The 15,214-nt window shown below is 63.7% G+C and carries 16 protein-coding genes; 8 read left to right on the forward strand and 8 right to left on the reverse strand.

Annotated elements, in window-relative coordinates:
* Window positions 1-9: 9 nt before the first annotated feature.
* A complete protein-coding gene (locus tag VPH40_RS16205) occupies window positions 10-783 on the reverse strand; it encodes a 5'-3' exonuclease (protein ID WP_034778849.1) in 774 nt (257 codons plus the stop codon).
* A gap of 71 nt (window positions 784-854) precedes the next feature.
* The gene (locus tag VPH40_RS16210; RefSeq protein WP_099666242.1) at window positions 855-1,526 is read right to left on the reverse strand and encodes a glutathione S-transferase; all 672 of its coding nucleotides are present in this window, start codon (window positions 1,524-1,526) and stop codon (window positions 855-857) included.
* A 163-nt stretch (window positions 1,527-1,689) separates the two neighbouring features.
* Between VPH40_RS16210 and VPH40_RS16215 the strand changes: the two genes are divergently transcribed.
* The 4 genes from VPH40_RS16215 (at window position 1,690) to nagZ (ending at window position 7,314) form a co-directional block, all read left to right on the forward strand.
* Entirely contained in the window at window positions 1,690-2,742 is a 1,053-nt protein-coding gene (locus VPH40_RS16215; RefSeq protein ID WP_305062901.1) for a YjgN family protein, read from the forward strand.
* A 1-nt stretch (window position 2,743) separates the two neighbouring features.
* Window positions 2,744-3,757: a M48 family metallopeptidase gene (locus VPH40_RS16220; RefSeq protein ID WP_289912717.1), complete on the forward strand. Its 1,014-nt coding sequence runs from the start codon at window positions 2,744-2,746 to the stop codon at window positions 3,755-3,757.
* A 223-nt stretch (window positions 3,758-3,980) separates the two neighbouring features.
* Window positions 3,981-5,591, forward strand: a complete 1,611-nt coding sequence (locus tag VPH40_RS16225; protein ID WP_305062903.1) for an FMN-binding glutamate synthase family protein — start codon at window positions 3,981-3,983, stop codon at window positions 5,589-5,591.
* A gap of 181 nt (window positions 5,592-5,772) precedes the next feature.
* The gene (nagZ, locus tag VPH40_RS16230) at window positions 5,773-7,314 is read left to right on the forward strand and encodes a beta-N-acetylhexosaminidase (protein WP_328573946.1); all 1,542 of its coding nucleotides are present in this window, start codon (window positions 5,773-5,775) and stop codon (window positions 7,312-7,314) included.
* A 44-nt stretch (window positions 7,315-7,358) separates the two neighbouring features.
* Here nagZ and VPH40_RS16235 read toward each other — a convergent pair whose 3' ends face one another.
* Window positions 7,359-8,348, reverse strand: a complete 990-nt coding sequence (locus VPH40_RS16235; RefSeq protein WP_328573947.1) for an oxidoreductase — start codon at window positions 8,346-8,348, stop codon at window positions 7,359-7,361.
* A gap of 44 nt (window positions 8,349-8,392) precedes the next feature.
* On the opposite strand from VPH40_RS16235, the gene VPH40_RS16240 reads away from it, so the two are divergent.
* Complete coding sequence (locus tag VPH40_RS16240) at window positions 8,393-9,397, forward strand: AraC family transcriptional regulator (RefSeq protein ID WP_328573948.1); 1,005 nt, start codon at window positions 8,393-8,395, stop codon at window positions 9,395-9,397.
* Between the two features lie 35 nt (window positions 9,398-9,432).
* Here the strand turns inward: VPH40_RS16240 and VPH40_RS16245 are convergent, their stop codons facing one another.
* From VPH40_RS16245 to VPH40_RS16260, 4 genes are all read right to left on the reverse strand, one after another.
* Complete coding sequence (locus VPH40_RS16245) at window positions 9,433-9,594, reverse strand: hypothetical protein (protein ID WP_161784184.1); 162 nt, start codon at window positions 9,592-9,594, stop codon at window positions 9,433-9,435.
* A 64-nt stretch (window positions 9,595-9,658) separates the two neighbouring features.
* Window positions 9,659-9,934, reverse strand: a complete 276-nt coding sequence (locus VPH40_RS16250) for a hypothetical protein (RefSeq protein ID WP_099666235.1) — start codon at window positions 9,932-9,934, stop codon at window positions 9,659-9,661.
* Window positions 9,935-9,943: 9 nt separating this feature from the next.
* Window positions 9,944-11,845 (reverse strand): ferrous iron transporter B, encoded by a 1,902-nt coding sequence (gene feoB, locus VPH40_RS16255; protein ID WP_328573949.1) that lies wholly within the window; start codon window positions 11,843-11,845, stop codon window positions 9,944-9,946.
* Between the two features lie 2 nt (window positions 11,846-11,847).
* Window positions 11,848-12,132 carry a FeoA family protein gene (locus tag VPH40_RS16260; protein ID WP_328573950.1) on the reverse strand — a complete coding sequence of 95 codons (285 nt, stop codon included), beginning with the start codon at window positions 12,130-12,132 and terminating at the stop codon, window positions 11,848-11,850.
* Window positions 12,133-12,544: 412 nt separating this feature from the next.
* Here VPH40_RS16260 and VPH40_RS16265 point away from each other — a divergent pair, with 412 nt between their 5' ends.
* The gene (locus VPH40_RS16265; protein ID WP_034745611.1) at window positions 12,545-12,760 is read left to right on the forward strand and encodes a (2Fe-2S)-binding protein; all 216 of its coding nucleotides are present in this window, start codon (window positions 12,545-12,547) and stop codon (window positions 12,758-12,760) included.
* A gap of 17 nt (window positions 12,761-12,777) precedes the next feature.
* Window positions 12,778-13,479: an energy transducer TonB gene (locus tag VPH40_RS16270; protein WP_077409313.1), complete on the forward strand. Its 702-nt coding sequence runs from the start codon at window positions 12,778-12,780 to the stop codon at window positions 13,477-13,479.
* A 154-nt stretch (window positions 13,480-13,633) separates the two neighbouring features.
* On the opposite strand, the gene VPH40_RS16275 is transcribed toward VPH40_RS16270, so the two are convergent.
* A complete protein-coding gene (locus VPH40_RS16275) occupies window positions 13,634-14,314 on the reverse strand; it encodes a Fe2+-dependent dioxygenase (RefSeq protein ID WP_077408815.1) in 681 nt (226 codons plus the stop codon).
* A gap of 421 nt (window positions 14,315-14,735) precedes the next feature.
* Between VPH40_RS16275 and bfr the strand changes: the two genes are divergently transcribed.
* The gene (gene bfr, locus VPH40_RS16280) at window positions 14,736-15,212 is read left to right on the forward strand and encodes a bacterioferritin (protein ID WP_034745609.1); all 477 of its coding nucleotides are present in this window, start codon (window positions 14,736-14,738) and stop codon (window positions 15,210-15,212) included.
* Window positions 15,213-15,214 lie beyond the last annotated feature (2 nt).

Consider the following 15,214-nt stretch of genomic DNA (forward strand, 5'->3'; position numbering starts at 1 on the left):
AAAAGAGCTCTATTTTTCCCACACGAGCTTGTTCCAGGTCACGCCTAACGTGACATCCGTTTTCAGCGCCACTAACTTTCTTGAAAGATACAGTATTTCCCGCTCTTTTCGCAGGCTTTCGCCCAGCGCGCCCGGCAAAATGCCCGCGCCGGCCATCACGGCATCGATATTGCCGTAGGCGCGCAACAGTTTCGCGCCCGTCTTCAGGCCGATCTTCGACACGCCGGGGATGCTGTCGGTGACGTCGCCCATCAGCGCCAGCAGGTCGGGCAGCAGTTCCGGCGGCACGCCGAACTTTTTCTCGACCCAGGCGTGGTCGTGCCAGACGCCCTTGAAATGGTCCCACACAAGCGCGCCGTGGGCGATCAAGCCGTGCAAATCCTTGTCGGTGGTGGCGATGACGGCCGCGCCGCGCCCCTCGTGCAGCCAGCGCATGACGGCCGTGCCGATCACGTCGTCGGCCTCGACCTCGGGAATGCTGACCACGTGCATGCCGAAGCTGGCCAGCGTGGCGTAAAAGCCGGGCAAGGCGTCGCGCAGCACCTGCGGCATGGGCTGGCGCCCCTCGCGGTAACCGGCATACAGGGCGTGGCGCCAGGTGGGGCCGCCAAAGTCGAAGGCCGGCAGGATGTGCGTCGGCTCGTGGTCGTTGATGAGGGTGCGGAACGACGACAGCGCATGGCGCAGCGCGATCTCCGCCTTCAGGTCGGAATCGGGTTCAGGACTGGCTTCGTAGACGCGGCGTACGATATTCAAGCCGTCGATAGCGAGGAGTCTGGCCATGCGGTAAGTGGATACAGGTTGAATCGGGCATTTTACCGTATGGTTCCCCGCATATCGGCCTTGAATGCCGCTTATTTGACGAAATCGTAGGGCCCGCCTTTTTCCAGCGCGCGCTGGTAGGCCGGGCGTGCATGGATGCGCTGCAGGAAGGCCGTCAGCTTGGGCAGGCGCTCGTCGAGTCCGCCGCGCATGGCCGCCGCTTCCAGCGGAAAGCTCATCTGGATGTCGGCCGCCGTGAATTCATTGCCGGCAAACCATTTGGTTTTTTCCAGCTCCGCTTCCATATAGGCCAGCTGGCTGTTGATATTGGGCATGATGAAGCTGCTCTTGACCTTACTGGCGATGCCGCGCGCGATGGGTTTGACGAAAAACGGCATCGGCGACGACTCGACCTTGTCGAACACCAGCTTCAGCAGCAACGGCGGCATGGCCGAGCCTTCCGCGAAATGCAGCCAGTAGGTCCAGCGCAGCTTGTCCGGCGTGCCCGCCGCCGGGATCAATCGGCCATTGCCGTAGCGCTCGACCAGGTAGTCGATGATGGCGCCCGATTCGGCGATGGTGTTGGCGCCATCCGTGATCACGGGCGACTTGCCCAGCGGATGCACGGCCTTCAGCGAAGCGGGTGCCAGCATGGTCTTCGGGTCGCGCTGGTAGCGCTTGACCTCGTAGTCGAGGCCCAGTTCCTCGAGCAGCCAGAGCACGCGCTGCGAGCGCGAATTGTTCAGATGGTGGACGACGATCATGGTTTTCCCGGTAACAATGGTTGAGTTCCAGTATAGCCGGGGATGGCCGGATCGGGTCAGCGCAAGCGAATCGACGAAAATATTGCGAAAAACAGTATTTTCAATTGATAACTTTTCAATAATCCCTTATCTTGTTTTGTTTCCAATAAGTAAGGAAACCCCTGTGGATTTCGACGCAAACAACACTACTCCCCGACAAGAAGCCATCACCTTCAGTGCCACCGGCAGCGAATACTTCCGTATCTGGATCGTCAACCTGCTGCTGAGCATCGTCACCCTGGGCATTTATTCCGCCTGGGCCAAGGTGCGCCGCAACCGCTACTTTTATTCGAGCACCCACCTGGCGGGCGGCAGCTTCGAATACCACGGCAACGCCGTCGCCATCCTGAAAGGCCGCATCGCCGCCGTGGTGCTGATCGCCGGCTACAACATCGCCTTCCAGGTCTCGCCCATCGTGGGCTTGCTGATGTTCGTGCTGCTGGCCGCCATCCTGCCCTGGCTGGTCTGGAAAAGCCTGCAATTCAAGCTGTACAACACCAGCTACCGCGGCATCCGCTTCGGCTTTGGCGGCAGCGCCAAGGAAGCCTACAAGTACTTCCTGTGGCTGCCCATCCTGAATACCTTCACGGGCGGCCTGATGACGCCTTTCCTGCACCAGCGCCTGAAGCGCTTCCAGCACACGCAAAGCCGTTTCGGCGCCACCCATTTCAGCTTTGACGCCACGGTCGGCAGCTTCTACAAGACCTATTTGCTGTTCTTCGCCCTGCTGCTGGGCGGCTTGCTGGTCCTGATTTTCGTCGTCTTCGGCAGCGTGTTCGCCTCGTTTGCGGCCAATGCGAATGACAAGACCAAGGTTGGCAGCCTGCTGTTTGCCATCGGCGCCCTGTACCTGTGGGCGTTCACCGTGCTGCCGCTGTTCCTGACCATGATCCAGAACCTGATCTGGAACCACACGCGCCTGCAGCAGCACCAGTTCCAGTCGCAGCTGACGTGGGGCCGCACCACCTTCGTCATGCTGAGCAACCTGCTGGGCATCGTCGTCACCCTGGGCCTGTTTACGCCATTCGCCCACGTGCGCTGGCTGAAGTACCGCCTGGAAGCGACGTCCATGCTGGTGCACGGCAGCCTGGACGAATTTGTCGCCGCCACGGGCCAGCAAGTGTCGGCCACGGGCGAAGGCGTGGTCGACCTGCTGGACTTCGACCTGTCGCTGTAACATGACGCTCGATCACCACGCGCCGGGCGCGGCCCCCGTGCCCGCGCGCTATTTCGACGGCCAGACCTCGCGCCTGTACCACGTGACGCTCAGCGTGCGCGATGGCCAGGCCGTGCTGGCCGGCGACATCGAGCGCAGCTGCCCGCTGGACGAGCTGCACGTGTCCGAACGCAGCAGCCACGCCGTGCGCAAGGTCAGCTTTGCCGACGGCGCCTACCTGGAAATCGCCGACCAGGCAGCCTTCAACAGCCTGCTGCACGACACGGGCCACCGGGACGGCTGGGTGGTGCGGCTGCAGCAAAGCTGGCGCGGCGCCCTGCTGGCCACCGTGGCCACCATCGTGGCCCTGTGGCTCAGCTATCAATACCTGCTGCCGCTGGCGGCCAAGGGCATCGCGTATACCCTGCCGCAGTCGGTCGAACGGCAGCTGGGTCAGGGCGTGCTCGACATGCTGGACCGCCATGTATTCGCGCCCAGCCAGCTCGATGGCGCGCGCCAGCAAGCCTTGCGCGCCCAGTTCGCGCGCCTGGCCACGCCCGGCGACAGCACGCCCGAGCACCGCATCGTGTTTCGCAAGAGCAAGATCGGCCCGAACGCGTTTGCCTTGCCGTCGGGCGACATCGTGCTGACCGATGAAATGATCGAACTGCTGCCGGACGACCAGGCCATCATGGGCGTGCTGGCGCATGAGCTGGGGCATTTGCAGCAACGCCACCTGACGCGGCGCATCATCCAGACCTCGGCCGTGGGCGCCGGCGCCGCGCTGCTGTTCGGCGACGTGTCGACGGTGGTGGCGACCCTGCCGCCGCTGCTGCTGGACTTGAAGTATTCGCGCGACGTGGAACGCGATGCGGACGACTACGCGATCGCCATGCTGCGCCAGAACGGCATCCCGCTGGAACACCTGGCGCAAGTGTTTGTCGCCCTAGGCAAGCTGGACCACGGCACGCCGTACCTGTCGAGCCATCCGGCCAGCGCCGAACGGGTCGAGCGCATCCGCGCCGCACAACGGTGAACACCCGACCAAACCTACTGCGCGTCGCGCTTTGCGGCCGGCGATGCTCACCGTACTAAAGTACGGTTGCGCTTCTCGGCCACAAATCGCTGCCGCTCGCTACGGTTTTGTCAGGTGTCGCACGTATGGATAGCGTCACTCTGACAGTACACTTTGCCAGTCAGCAAGATCTACAAATCACCGGTACACTCAGCAATATCAGCCTGACTTCCCCGGAGTGCCCATGCACCTAGTACCATTTCGCTACCTGACCTTCATTGCGACGGCAGCCATCTTTGTCCTGTCCCTGTTTTACTACGATCACTACTGGCTGCCCGTGCTGGCCGGTGCGCTGACCCTGGTCGGCATCAGCGACCTGCTGCAAACGAAGCGCGCCCTGCGCCGCAATTACCCCATCCTCGCGCACTTCCGTTTTTTCTTCGAGAGCATCCGCCCCGAAATCCGCCAGTATTTCCTGGAAAGCGACAGCGAAGCGACACCGTTCTCGCGCAGCCAGCGCAGCATCGTCTACCAGCGCGCCAAGGAGCAGACGGACAAGCGCCCGTTCGGCACCCAGCTCGACGTGTATGAAGCGGGCTATGAATGGATCAACCATTCCATTGCCCCCGCCAAGGTGACGGGCCACGATTTCCGCATCGAGATCGGCAACCATCCGGACTGCCCGCGTGCAAAACCGTATTCGGCCAGCGTCTTCAATATCTCGGCGATGAGCTTTGGCGCCCTGTCGGCCAATGCCATCCTGGCCCTGAACGGCGGCGCGCGCAGCGGCGGCTTCATGCACGACACGGGCGAAGGCAGCATCAGTCCTTATCACCGCGAAAACGGCGGCGACCTGGTGTGGGAAATCGGCTCCGGCTACTTCGGCTGCCGCAACCAGGACGGCACGTTTTCCGAGGAACGCTTCATCGCCAACGCCAGCTCGGAGCAGGTGAAAATGATCGAGCTGAAAATGTCGCAGGGCGCCAAGCCGGGCCACGGCGGCGTGCTGCCGGGGCCGAAAGTGACCATCGAGATCGCCACCACGCGCGGCGTGATGGTGGGCGAGGATTGCGTCTCGCCGGCGGCGCACAGCGCCTTTTCCACGCCGCTGGAAATGCTGCACTTTATCGACCGCCTGCGCACGCTCTCCGGCGGCAAGCCGACGGGCTTCAAGCTGGCCATCGGCCACCCGTGGGAATTCTTCGCCATCGTCAAGGCCATGCTGGAAACGGGCATCACGCCCGACTTCATCGTCGTCGACGGCAGCGAAGGGGGCACGGGCGCCGCGCCCCTGGAATTCACGGACCACGTGGGCACGCCGCTGCAGGAAGCGCTGGTGCTCGTGCATAACACCCTGGTGGGCGCCAACCTGCGCGACAGGATCAAGATCGGCTGCTCGGGCAAGATCATCACGGCCTTCGACATCGCCCGCCTGCTGGCGCTGGGCGCCGACTGGTGCAATTCGGCGCGCGGCTTCATGTTCGCGCTGGGCTGCATCCAGTCGCAAAGCTGCCACACGGACCGCTGCCCCACGGGCGTGGCCACGCAAGACCCGCAGCGCCAGCGCGCGCTGGTGGTGTCGGACAAGATCTCCCGCGTGGCGCACTTCCACCAGAACACCATGAAGGCGCTGGCCGAACTGATCGCCGCCGCCGGCCTGGCGCATCCGCAGGAACTGCGCCCGCACCACCTGGTGCGGCGCATCTCGCCGAACCAGGTGAAACTGGCCTCGGCCCTGCTGCCCTTCCTCGAAGCGGGCCAGCTGCTCGACCCGAGCCAGCTGCCGCAGCTGCCGCCCGTGTTCGGCCTGTACTGGCCGAAGGCGCAATCGGCATCGTTCCAGCGCCTGGATTGAACCCGGCTTTGCGCAAGTGGAGCAATACCACTTAATAACCACTTGCGCAAAAACCCAAATCCAATACAATACCAAAATAAGGTCAAAACCAAGGCAGCTTTCCGGTGAGCGCTCCATTGCGCCACCGCGGGCCACAATACGGACTTGTCGTCATCAGAATGAATACCGGAGGAGTTGCAGCATGGAGCAGGGTTTGCGCGAGAAAGTAGGACAGCTATTCATGGTGGGCTTCGACGCCCTGCAGGCGGACGAGCATATCAAGACCTTGATACGCGACAAAAAGGTAGGCGGCGTGATCCTGTTCCGCCGCAACGTGCACACGCCCGCGCAAGTGTCCGCCCTGTGCCGCGAGCTGCAGGAAATCAATGCGGAAGTGTCCGACATTCCGCTGCTGATCTCCATCGACCAGGAAGGCGGCATGGTCATGCGCATCGAGCAGGGCGTCACGCCGATTCCCGCGGCGATGGCTTTCCAGGCGGCCGGCTCCATCGACGATTGCGAACGCATGAACCAGATCAGCGGCGATGAAATGCGCCAGGTGGGCATCAACCTACTGCTCGCCCCCGTACTGGACGTGAACAACAACCGCAACAACCCCGTTATCGGCGTGCGCGCGTATGGCGAGGATGCCGCCACCGTCATCGACTACGGCATGGCGGCCATGCGCGGCCAGCGCGCCAGCGGCATGGCCGTCACCGCCAAGCATTTCCCCGGCCACGGCGACACGGCCATCGACACGCATTACGCCATGGCCCTCGTCCCGCACGACAAGGAACGCCTGCGCGCCGTGGAACTGGCGCCCTTCCGCGCGGCCATTGCCGGCGGCGTGGACGCCATCATGACAGCGCACGTGGTCTTCCCCGCCTTCGAAGCCGATACCAGCGTGCCGGCCACCCTGTCGAAAGGCGTGCTGACGGACCTGCTGCGCGGCGAGTTGAAATACCAGGGCGTCGTCATTACCGATTGCCTGGAAATGGCGGCCATCGCCGACGGCATCGGCATCGCCCAGGGCGCCATCGCTACCTTGCAGGCAGGCGCCGACATCGTCCTCATTTCGCACCGCGAAGCACAGCAGACGGCGGCCATCGACGCCGTCATCGCCGCCGTGGAGCGCGGCGACATCGCGCTCTCCCGCATCGACGCGGCCTGTGCCCGCGTGGCTGAACTCAAGCGCAACCGCGCCGTGCGCGACTGGCGCGCCCGTCCGCTCACGCCGCCGGCGCTGATGCAGCCGGCCGCGATGGCCCTGTCGCAGCTGCTGCAAAAAGCGGCATTGCGCGTGCAGGGCGACTACCGCCCGCTCGACGCGGGCCTGCCCGTGACCCTGCTGACGGTGGAAGTGCGTTCGCGCAGCGAAATCGACGAAGTGGCGCTGGGCCGCAACAAGGAAGCGCGCAGCTCGATGCTGCCGGCGCTGCTCGAAGCGGGCCTGGACGTGCGCGAGTACGCCTTGTCGGCCGAGGCGCTGGACGAAGAAGTCAATGCAGCCATCGCCTTTGCGCAAGGCGCGCAGCAGATCGTGCTGCAAACGTATAACGCCATGTTTGTCGACGGCCAGCGACGCCTCGTCGACGCCCTGCCGCACGATAAACTGTGGCTGGTGGCGGGCCGCCTGCCGTATGACCTGGACCTGGCGCCGAATGCGCAAGGCCGCCTGGCCGCCTTCGGCTGCCGCCCGGCCGCGCTGGTGCCCGTGGTGGAAAAACTGGCGGGCAAGGCGTAAAGCCACGCCCCCTCCTGCACATGCCGGGCCTTGCCCGGCATTTTTTATGCCGCGTCGCAATCGAAGCGCACGCCCGTCATCTGTTCGCTCAGCATCCATAGCCGGCTTGCCTGCCCGGGATCGATGGCCCAGCGCCGCACGCCCGGCCCCATGCTGTCGTCCTCCACCAAGGGGGCGATATCGCCATCCTCGCAATACACGCCGCCAATGCCCTCAAGCTGCGCGCTGGTGGCGCACCAGACGGTGGTGGCCGCTCCCTGCGCCACATTCTTGAAACCCGACTGCGGCGGCGGATTCACGTGGCCCGCATCGTCAAGCGCTCCCACCCTGCGCAAATCATCCTGGTCCAGGTGGCGCACCAGCGGCGTCAGGATGGCGCCCGGATGCAGCGAAAAGGCGCGCACGCCGTGCGCCGCGCCGCGACGGTCCAGTTCCACGGCAAACAGCGCATTGGCGCTTTTCGACTGCGCATACGCGCGCCATTTATCGTATGGCTGGCGCAGGAAATGCGGATCGTCCAGGTCGACGCCCGCCTGCCGGTGTCCCAGCGACGACACGCACACGACGCGCGCGCCCTGCGCCTGCCGCAAGGCGGGCCACAGGCGCGCCGTCAGCTGGAAATGCCCCAGGTGATTCGTCGCGAACTGCGCCTCGTAGCCGCGCGCATCGCGCAGCAAGGGCGTGGCCATGATGCCGGCGCCGTTCACCAGCAGGTGCAGGGGGCGGCCGGTGGCAAGGAAGACGGCCGCGAATGCGTCGATCGATTGCGGATCGAGCAAGTCGAGCGCCGCGACCTCCACACCAGTCATGCCGGCCATGGCCGCTTGCGCCTGATGCTGGTCGCGCGCCGGCACCAGCACCCTGGCGCCGGCGCCAGCCAGCACGCGCACCGTTTCCAGCCCCAGGCCCGACGCGCCGCCCGTGACGATGGCCTGCACGCCGGACAGGTCGCGGCCGGCCAGCACCTCGCTGGCGGTCGTGGCCGCGCCGAAGCCGGAATGAAGGGGAATTTGCCTGTGATCGCCGTATGTCATGTCTGCCTCTGCATGTGGGTGGCCAGCGCAGGATGGCTGGCGACATGCGTATTTTGCGCGAGCAGTTCTGGACGGTGAATGGCGTAAAATCCGCAATACTATCGCCATCGTCCAGAATTGCCGCCACCATGGATTTGCTCTCCGATGTACTCTCGCTGTTTGATACGCGTAGCTCCTACTTTGCCGGCCTGAAGGCGGGCGGCGAGTGGGCCATCGATTTTCCGCCGCCGGACGGCATCAAGTTCAACGCCGTGATCGAAGGCGCTTGCTGGCTGACGGTCGCGGGTATCGACGCTCCCGTGCAGCTGCAGACGGGCGACTGCTTCCTGCTGGCGCCGGGACGCGCGTTCACCCTGGCCAGCACGCCCGGCTTGCCGGCCGCACTAGCGCTGGAAGTGTACCGGCACACGCAGCAGGGCGTGGCCCGCCACGGCGCGCCGCAGCACGATTTCTTCCTCATCGGCGGACGCTTCCACTTTGGCGACGAAGCAGCCATCCTGCTCGACTGCCTGCCGCCGCTGCTGCACGTGCGCGGCGATACGGACCAGGCCAGCGTGCTGCACTGGGCCTTGCAACGGCTGGCGCAGGAACTGCAGGCGACGGCGCCCGGCGCGGCGCTGATGACGCGCCACCTTGGCCACATGATGCTGCTGCAAATGCTGCGCCAGTATCTTGAAGCGCAGGCCTCGCACCCGGTGGGCTGGCTGTTCGCGCTGGCCGATCCACGGCTGCGCGCCGCCATCGAGGCCATGCACGCGCAACCGGCGCGGCGCTGGACCTTGCAGCAGCTGGCCGCCGTCGCGGGGCAGTCACGCTCCGCCTTTGCCTTGCACTTCAAGAAGCGGGTGGGCGTAACGCCGCTCGACTATCTGCTGCGCTGGCGCATGCGCCTGGCCACGCGGCGCCTGAAGGACGGCAGCGCGCCCGTCACCTTGATCGCACAGGCGCTGGGCTACGATTCCGACAGCGCCTTCAGCCACGCCTTCAAGCGCGTCATGGCTTGCTCGCCGCGCCAGTACCGGCTGCGCCACGCGAACGCGCAGGCGTAAAAAAACCCGCGCTTGCGGGTTTTAATCATACAAGGTCAGCGCGCCGGCACGGGCGGCAAGGCTGCCACCGCCAGCAAGGCAAACGGCCCGAGAAACAGGCCGATGCCGAACCACAGTCCCCCGTGGCGGCCGCGCCGGCTGGCCAGCAGCCAGGTGGCGACCGCAAACAAAAACATGAAGATCAACAGTATCGCCATTGCCACTCCTTGCCATGCGGAAAGCCCAGTGTAGCCCACGGGCGCGCCCGTGGCTACACTGCAATTAGCGCTGCACCTGCATCAGTATCACGCGCTTGCTGCTGCCATCGGCTGGCGGCGCGCTTGACGGCGGCGGCGGGCTGTCGCACGAGCCGCAGGAACCGCAACCGCTGCCGCAGCCCGGCGCCACCTTGAAGAAGGTCGACATCTTCGCTTCATCGAGGCCGCAGCGCACGAGGCCCCGCACGATGGCGCGGCGCACGCCCGCCGGCAGGTACTTGGTTGAAAAATGCAACAGCGCGGCTGCGACGATCAGGGCGACGATGAGGGTTTGCCACATGGTTTTCTCCTAAGCGCCCAGCATCAGGGCGACACGGTACGTGATGAACGAGGCGGCATACGCCAGCGCGAACATGTAGCCGGCCATCAGCAGCGGATAGCGCCAGCCGCCCGTCTCGCGCTTGACCACGGAGAGCGTCGACAGGCACTGCGGCGCGAACACATACCAGGCCAGCAAGGACAACGCGGTCGCCAGCGACCACGAATGGGCGATCAGCGGCTCCAGGGTGGTGGCCAGCGCGTCGCCCGTTTGCGACAGCGCATACACGGTACCCAGGGCGCCGACGGCCACTTCGCGCGCCGCCATGCCCGGCACCAGCGCGATGCAGATCTGCCAATTGAAGCCGATGGGCGCGAAGATCACTTCCAGGCCGCGGCCCAGGATGCCGGCCAGGCTGTAGTAGATCGGCGGGTGGATGGCGTTATCCGGCGCGCCGGGGAAGGTGCTGAGGAACCACAGGATGATCATCAGGCTCAGGATGATGGTACCGACGCGCGTGAGGAATATCTTCGCGCGCTCCCACAGGCTGACGGCCAGGTTGCGCAAGTGCGGCCAGTGATAGGCGGGCAATTCCAGCATCAGCGGCTGGTTGCCGCGCACGCCCATGCCGCGCTTCATGACCCAGGCCACGGCCATGGCCGAGATGATGCCGGCGAAGTACAGGACGAACAGCACCAGGCCTTGCAGGCTCAGATAGCCCCATACCTGGCGTTCCGGGATGAAGGCGGCGATGATCAGCGCATACACGGGCAGGCGCGCCGAACACGTCATCAGCGGCGCGATCATGATGGTGACCAGACGGTCGCGCGGATTCTGGATGGTACGCGCCGCCATCACGCCAGGAATGGCGCAGGCAAAGCTCGACAGCAGCGGGATGAAGGCGCGGCCGGACAAGCCCACGCCTCCCATCAGGCGATCCAGCAGGAAGGCGGCGCGCGGCAGGTAGCCGCAGTCTTCCAGGCTCAGGATGAAGAAGAACAGGATCAGGATCTGCGGCAGGAACACCAGCACGCTGCCGACGCCGCCGATGATGCCTTCCACCAGCAGGCTTTTCAGGTGACCGTCTGGCATGTTCGCCGTCAGTACGGCGCCCAGGTGGCCCACGCCATCGGTGATCATTTCCATCGGCGTGGCGGCCCAGGCAAACACGGCCTGGAAGATCAGGAACATCAGCACGGCCAGGATGATGGGACCGAACACGGGGTGCAGCACCACGTCGTCGATCTTTTCCGTCAGGTTGCCCTTGTCGCTCGCGTCATTGCTGACGGCGGACAGGATGCGGCGCACTTCGCGCTGGGTTTCTTCGACGCTGACGGCATCGATGGCCGCCAGCGGTTTCGCTTCCACGGCCGGCAGCGGCAGCATGGCGTCGATGGCGTTCAGCAAGGCTTTTTCGCCATCGTGCTGCACCGCCACGGTTTCCACCACGGGCATGCCCAGTTCCTGCGACAGTTTCACCGTGTCGATCAGCATGCCGCGCTTGCGCGCCACGTCCGTCATGTTCAGCGCCAGCAGCATGGGCAGGCCCAGGCGCTTGACTTCCAGCACCAGGCGCAGATTCAGGCGCAGGTTGGTGGCGTCGACCACGCAGATGATGGCGTCCGGACGCGGGTCGCCGCGGCGCAAGCCGCCCACCACGTCGCGCGTGATGGCTTCATCGGGCGTGGTGGCCGACAGGCTGTAGGCGCCCGGCAGATCGAGCAGGCGCACGGGCTTGCCGGCTGGCGAGGTGAAATGGCCTTCCTTGCGCTCGATGGTCACGCCGGCGTAGTTCGCCACTTTCTGGCGCGCGCCCGTCAAACGGTTGAACAGGGCGGTCTTGCCGCAGTTCGGATTGCCCAGCAAGGCAATTTGTGGCTGATGCGGCGGCTTGTGCACGCCTGCATCCACGATAGTTTCGACAGCACCCATGGTCATTCCGGTTGAAGCAGCGGTTGAATCGTAATCAGCGCCGCTTCGAAGCGGCGCAGTGCGAACGTGGCATTGCCGACCTTGATGGCCAGCGGATCGCCGCCGGGAATGCCGCGCTTGAGCATGCGGAGTCGTTCGCCGGGAACGAATCCCAGCTCCATCAGGCGGCGGGCCAGGTCGACGCCGTCCTCCGTCTGTCCTGCCGTGTGGGGCGTGATATGCAACACCGTGCCGCTCTGGCCGACTGCCAGCGCATCGAGCGTCATCATGGGTGGAACTAGAGTCATGAGCAAATTCCGTTCAAATTAAGAACACCTGATACCGGCGACGGCGCAAGGCGCCTTGCACCGGTTCCAGGTTTGTGACGTAAAACGCAACTGTTGCGCATTACCGACAAGCGGCCATTCAATCTGTCCAGACGGCGACCGTCCGAGACAATACCAGCATTATAAACATGAATGCGAATAGTTTTTATTTAGCCCGGAGAGCCGCCCCCATCAAGGGCTGCGTCATTCGGAAACATGGCCTGTGAAGCTGCGGCGCCAGGCCGCCAACTGCCGCACACTTGATCAAAATCACTTGCATTGTCCCCCGCTTTGCGCGACAATGAAACGTAATGATAATGATTCTCATTAAAACACTAGCAACAATGCTTTCCAGCACTAGTGTCTGTTCATCCTCCAGCCAGAAGGTGTATCAATGATTGTATGTGTCTGCAACAACATATCTGATCGTGAAATCCGTCAAGCCGTCGATCTTGGCCTGTCCAGCATGGCCGAACTGCGCCGCGACCTGGGCGTGGCCACCTGCTGCGGCAAATGCCACACCTGCGCGCGGGAAGTGCTGAACGATCACCTGAACGCCACCGTGGCGCTGCAAGAAACCGTATTGATGCGAGCTGTACTGACAAACTAAAGAAAGCGATGAACGCCATGACGATGATGCCCCCGCCCGTAACGGTGCAGGCCGTGCAGCAATTTGCCGACTTCGACAAGAAGCGCAACAAATTCGCGCCGCTGATGGCCATCGTCGTCCTGCACATCGCCGGCTTTTACGCCATCCAGAGCGGCCTGCTGAGCCGTGTGGTCACGGCGGCCATGCCGACCATCACCACCATCAGCATCATCGCCCCGCCGGCGCCGCCCAAGCCGCCAGCGCCGTCCGTACCGAAAACCGTGGAATTGAGCGCCCCCGTGCCGCGCGCCGTGATCCCGCCGCTGCCGCTGATCGCCGTGGCGCCGAGCGAACCGACGATCACGCCGCCGCAGCCGACGCGCGCCGAAGCGGCACCGGTTGCCACCGCCGCGCCGACAGCGCCATCGACACCGTCGCCGACGCCACCGGCGCCGTCGACGCCGCGCACCGTCAGCAGCGTCGAATACATCAAGGCGCCGCAACTGATCTACCCGAATCTGTCGCGCCGCCTGGGCGAGAGCGGCACCGTGGTGTTGCGCATCCTGATCAATGAAAAAGGTTTGCCCGAGCAAATCCTGATCCATAAATCGACCGGCTACGGCAACCTCGACGAAGCGGGCCGCCAGGCCGCCCAGCGCGCGCTGTTCAAGCCGATGATCGAAAACGGCAAGCCTGTTCCCGTGTACGTGTTAGTACCGCTGACCTTCCAACTGAGCTAGCCTTCCGGCGGCCCTTGCGCCGCTGCCAGCCCGCAAGCACCGCACCCTGTGCCCTGCTTGCTTTTTTGCGCCCTGTTTTCTGTACCAGTCAAGCAACTGCTTGTTTCAGTCTGCCAGCCTACATCCCCGGGCCAGGCAGACTTTTTTTTGCGCGCTACATCTCCGCCCACATCCTGAGCAGGTTGTGATAATGCCCCGTCAAGCCCACCGTCGCCGGCGAATCGCCGTGTTCTCCGCGCACGCTCTGGATGTTTTGATCGAGCTCAAACAGCATGCTGCGCTTCCAATCCTCGCGCACCATGCTTTGCGTCCACAGGAAGGAGCAGATGCGCTCGCCGCTGGTGACGGGCAGCACCTGATGCACGCTGCTCGACGGATACACGATCACGTCGCCGGCCGGCAATTTCACTTCATGCGTGCCATACGCGTCGACCACCACCAGCTCGCCGCCTTCGTACTCGTCCGGCTCGCTCAAGAACACGGTCGACGAGACGTCGGCGCGCATCGATTGCATGCCGTTTTTCGGCGTGCGGATGGCGCCGTCGATATGCAGGCCATAGTGCTCGCCGCCCGCATAGCTGTTGAAGAACGGCGGCAGGATGCGCAGCGGCAGCACGGCGGAAAAGAACAGGGGATTGGCCATCAGCGCGCGGCTGACGATCTCGCCCAGTTCCAGCGCCAGCGGCGAACCTTCCGCCAGCTGGCGGTTGCGCTTGACTTGCGCGCCTTGCGCCCCGACGCTGGCGCGCCCGTCGACCCAGTCCGTCTGCGCCAGGCGCTGGCGAAACTGCGTGACCTGTTCCGGCGTCAGCACGCCGGGTATATGCAGCATCATCTTGCTATCCTTTTTCAGTAAATATCGCTGCCTGATTATCGCATCGCCGGCAGCGGCCAAGAAGACACAAAAGCAAGAACGGAGCAACATTTCCCGCCTTTTCAGCGCGGCCATGCAGGCGCGCCAGCAGCAGCAAAAAAGCGCCAGGAACGCGAATGAGAATGGCCTTCATTTTCCTTAACAAATAAAAAACGGAAAAATGTGGCAATCCATTTGAGAATGGGTTTTATTCGCACGATATTTACGTTAAAAAGACGGAAAAATGCCGTTTACCGCCCGAAATCGCCCATATTTTGCGCTATCATGCGGGCATAGCGAAACCGGCAACCTGCGCGCCACCAGGCAGCCAGCGCCACCCGGCAGTGAACGCCAGCAGCCTCCGGTTTCATCATCGAACGCGACACAGAACAAAGGAAATCCCATGAAGGGCGATAAAGAAGTCATCCGCATGCTCAACGCACAGCTCACCAACGAACTGTCGGCCATTAACCAGTACTTCCTGCATGCGCGCATGTACAAGCACTGGGGCCTGGAGAAGCTGGGCAAGAAGGAATACGAAGAATCGATCGGCGAAATGAAACACGCCGACAAGCTGATCGACCGCATCCTGATGCTCGACGGCCTGCCGAACCTGCAAGCGCTGCACAAGCTGCTGATCGGCGAGAACACGCCGGAAATGCTGGAATGCGACTTGAAGCTGGAACGCGCCGCGCACGCCACCGTCAAGGAAGGTATCGCCATCAGCGAAAAAGCGGGCGACTACGTCTCGCGCGACCTGTTCCTGATGATCCTGGAAGATACGGAAGAACATATCGACTGGCTGGAAACGCAGATCGACCTGATCGCCAAAGTCGGCATCCAGAACTACCTGCAAAGCCAGATGGCAATTGAAGAGTAATT

It is taken from the genome of Janthinobacterium sp. P210005 (genome assembly GCF_036231865.1).
In the GTDB taxonomy this organism is placed as follows: domain Bacteria; phylum Pseudomonadota; class Gammaproteobacteria; order Burkholderiales; family Burkholderiaceae_D; genus Janthinobacterium; species Janthinobacterium kumbetense.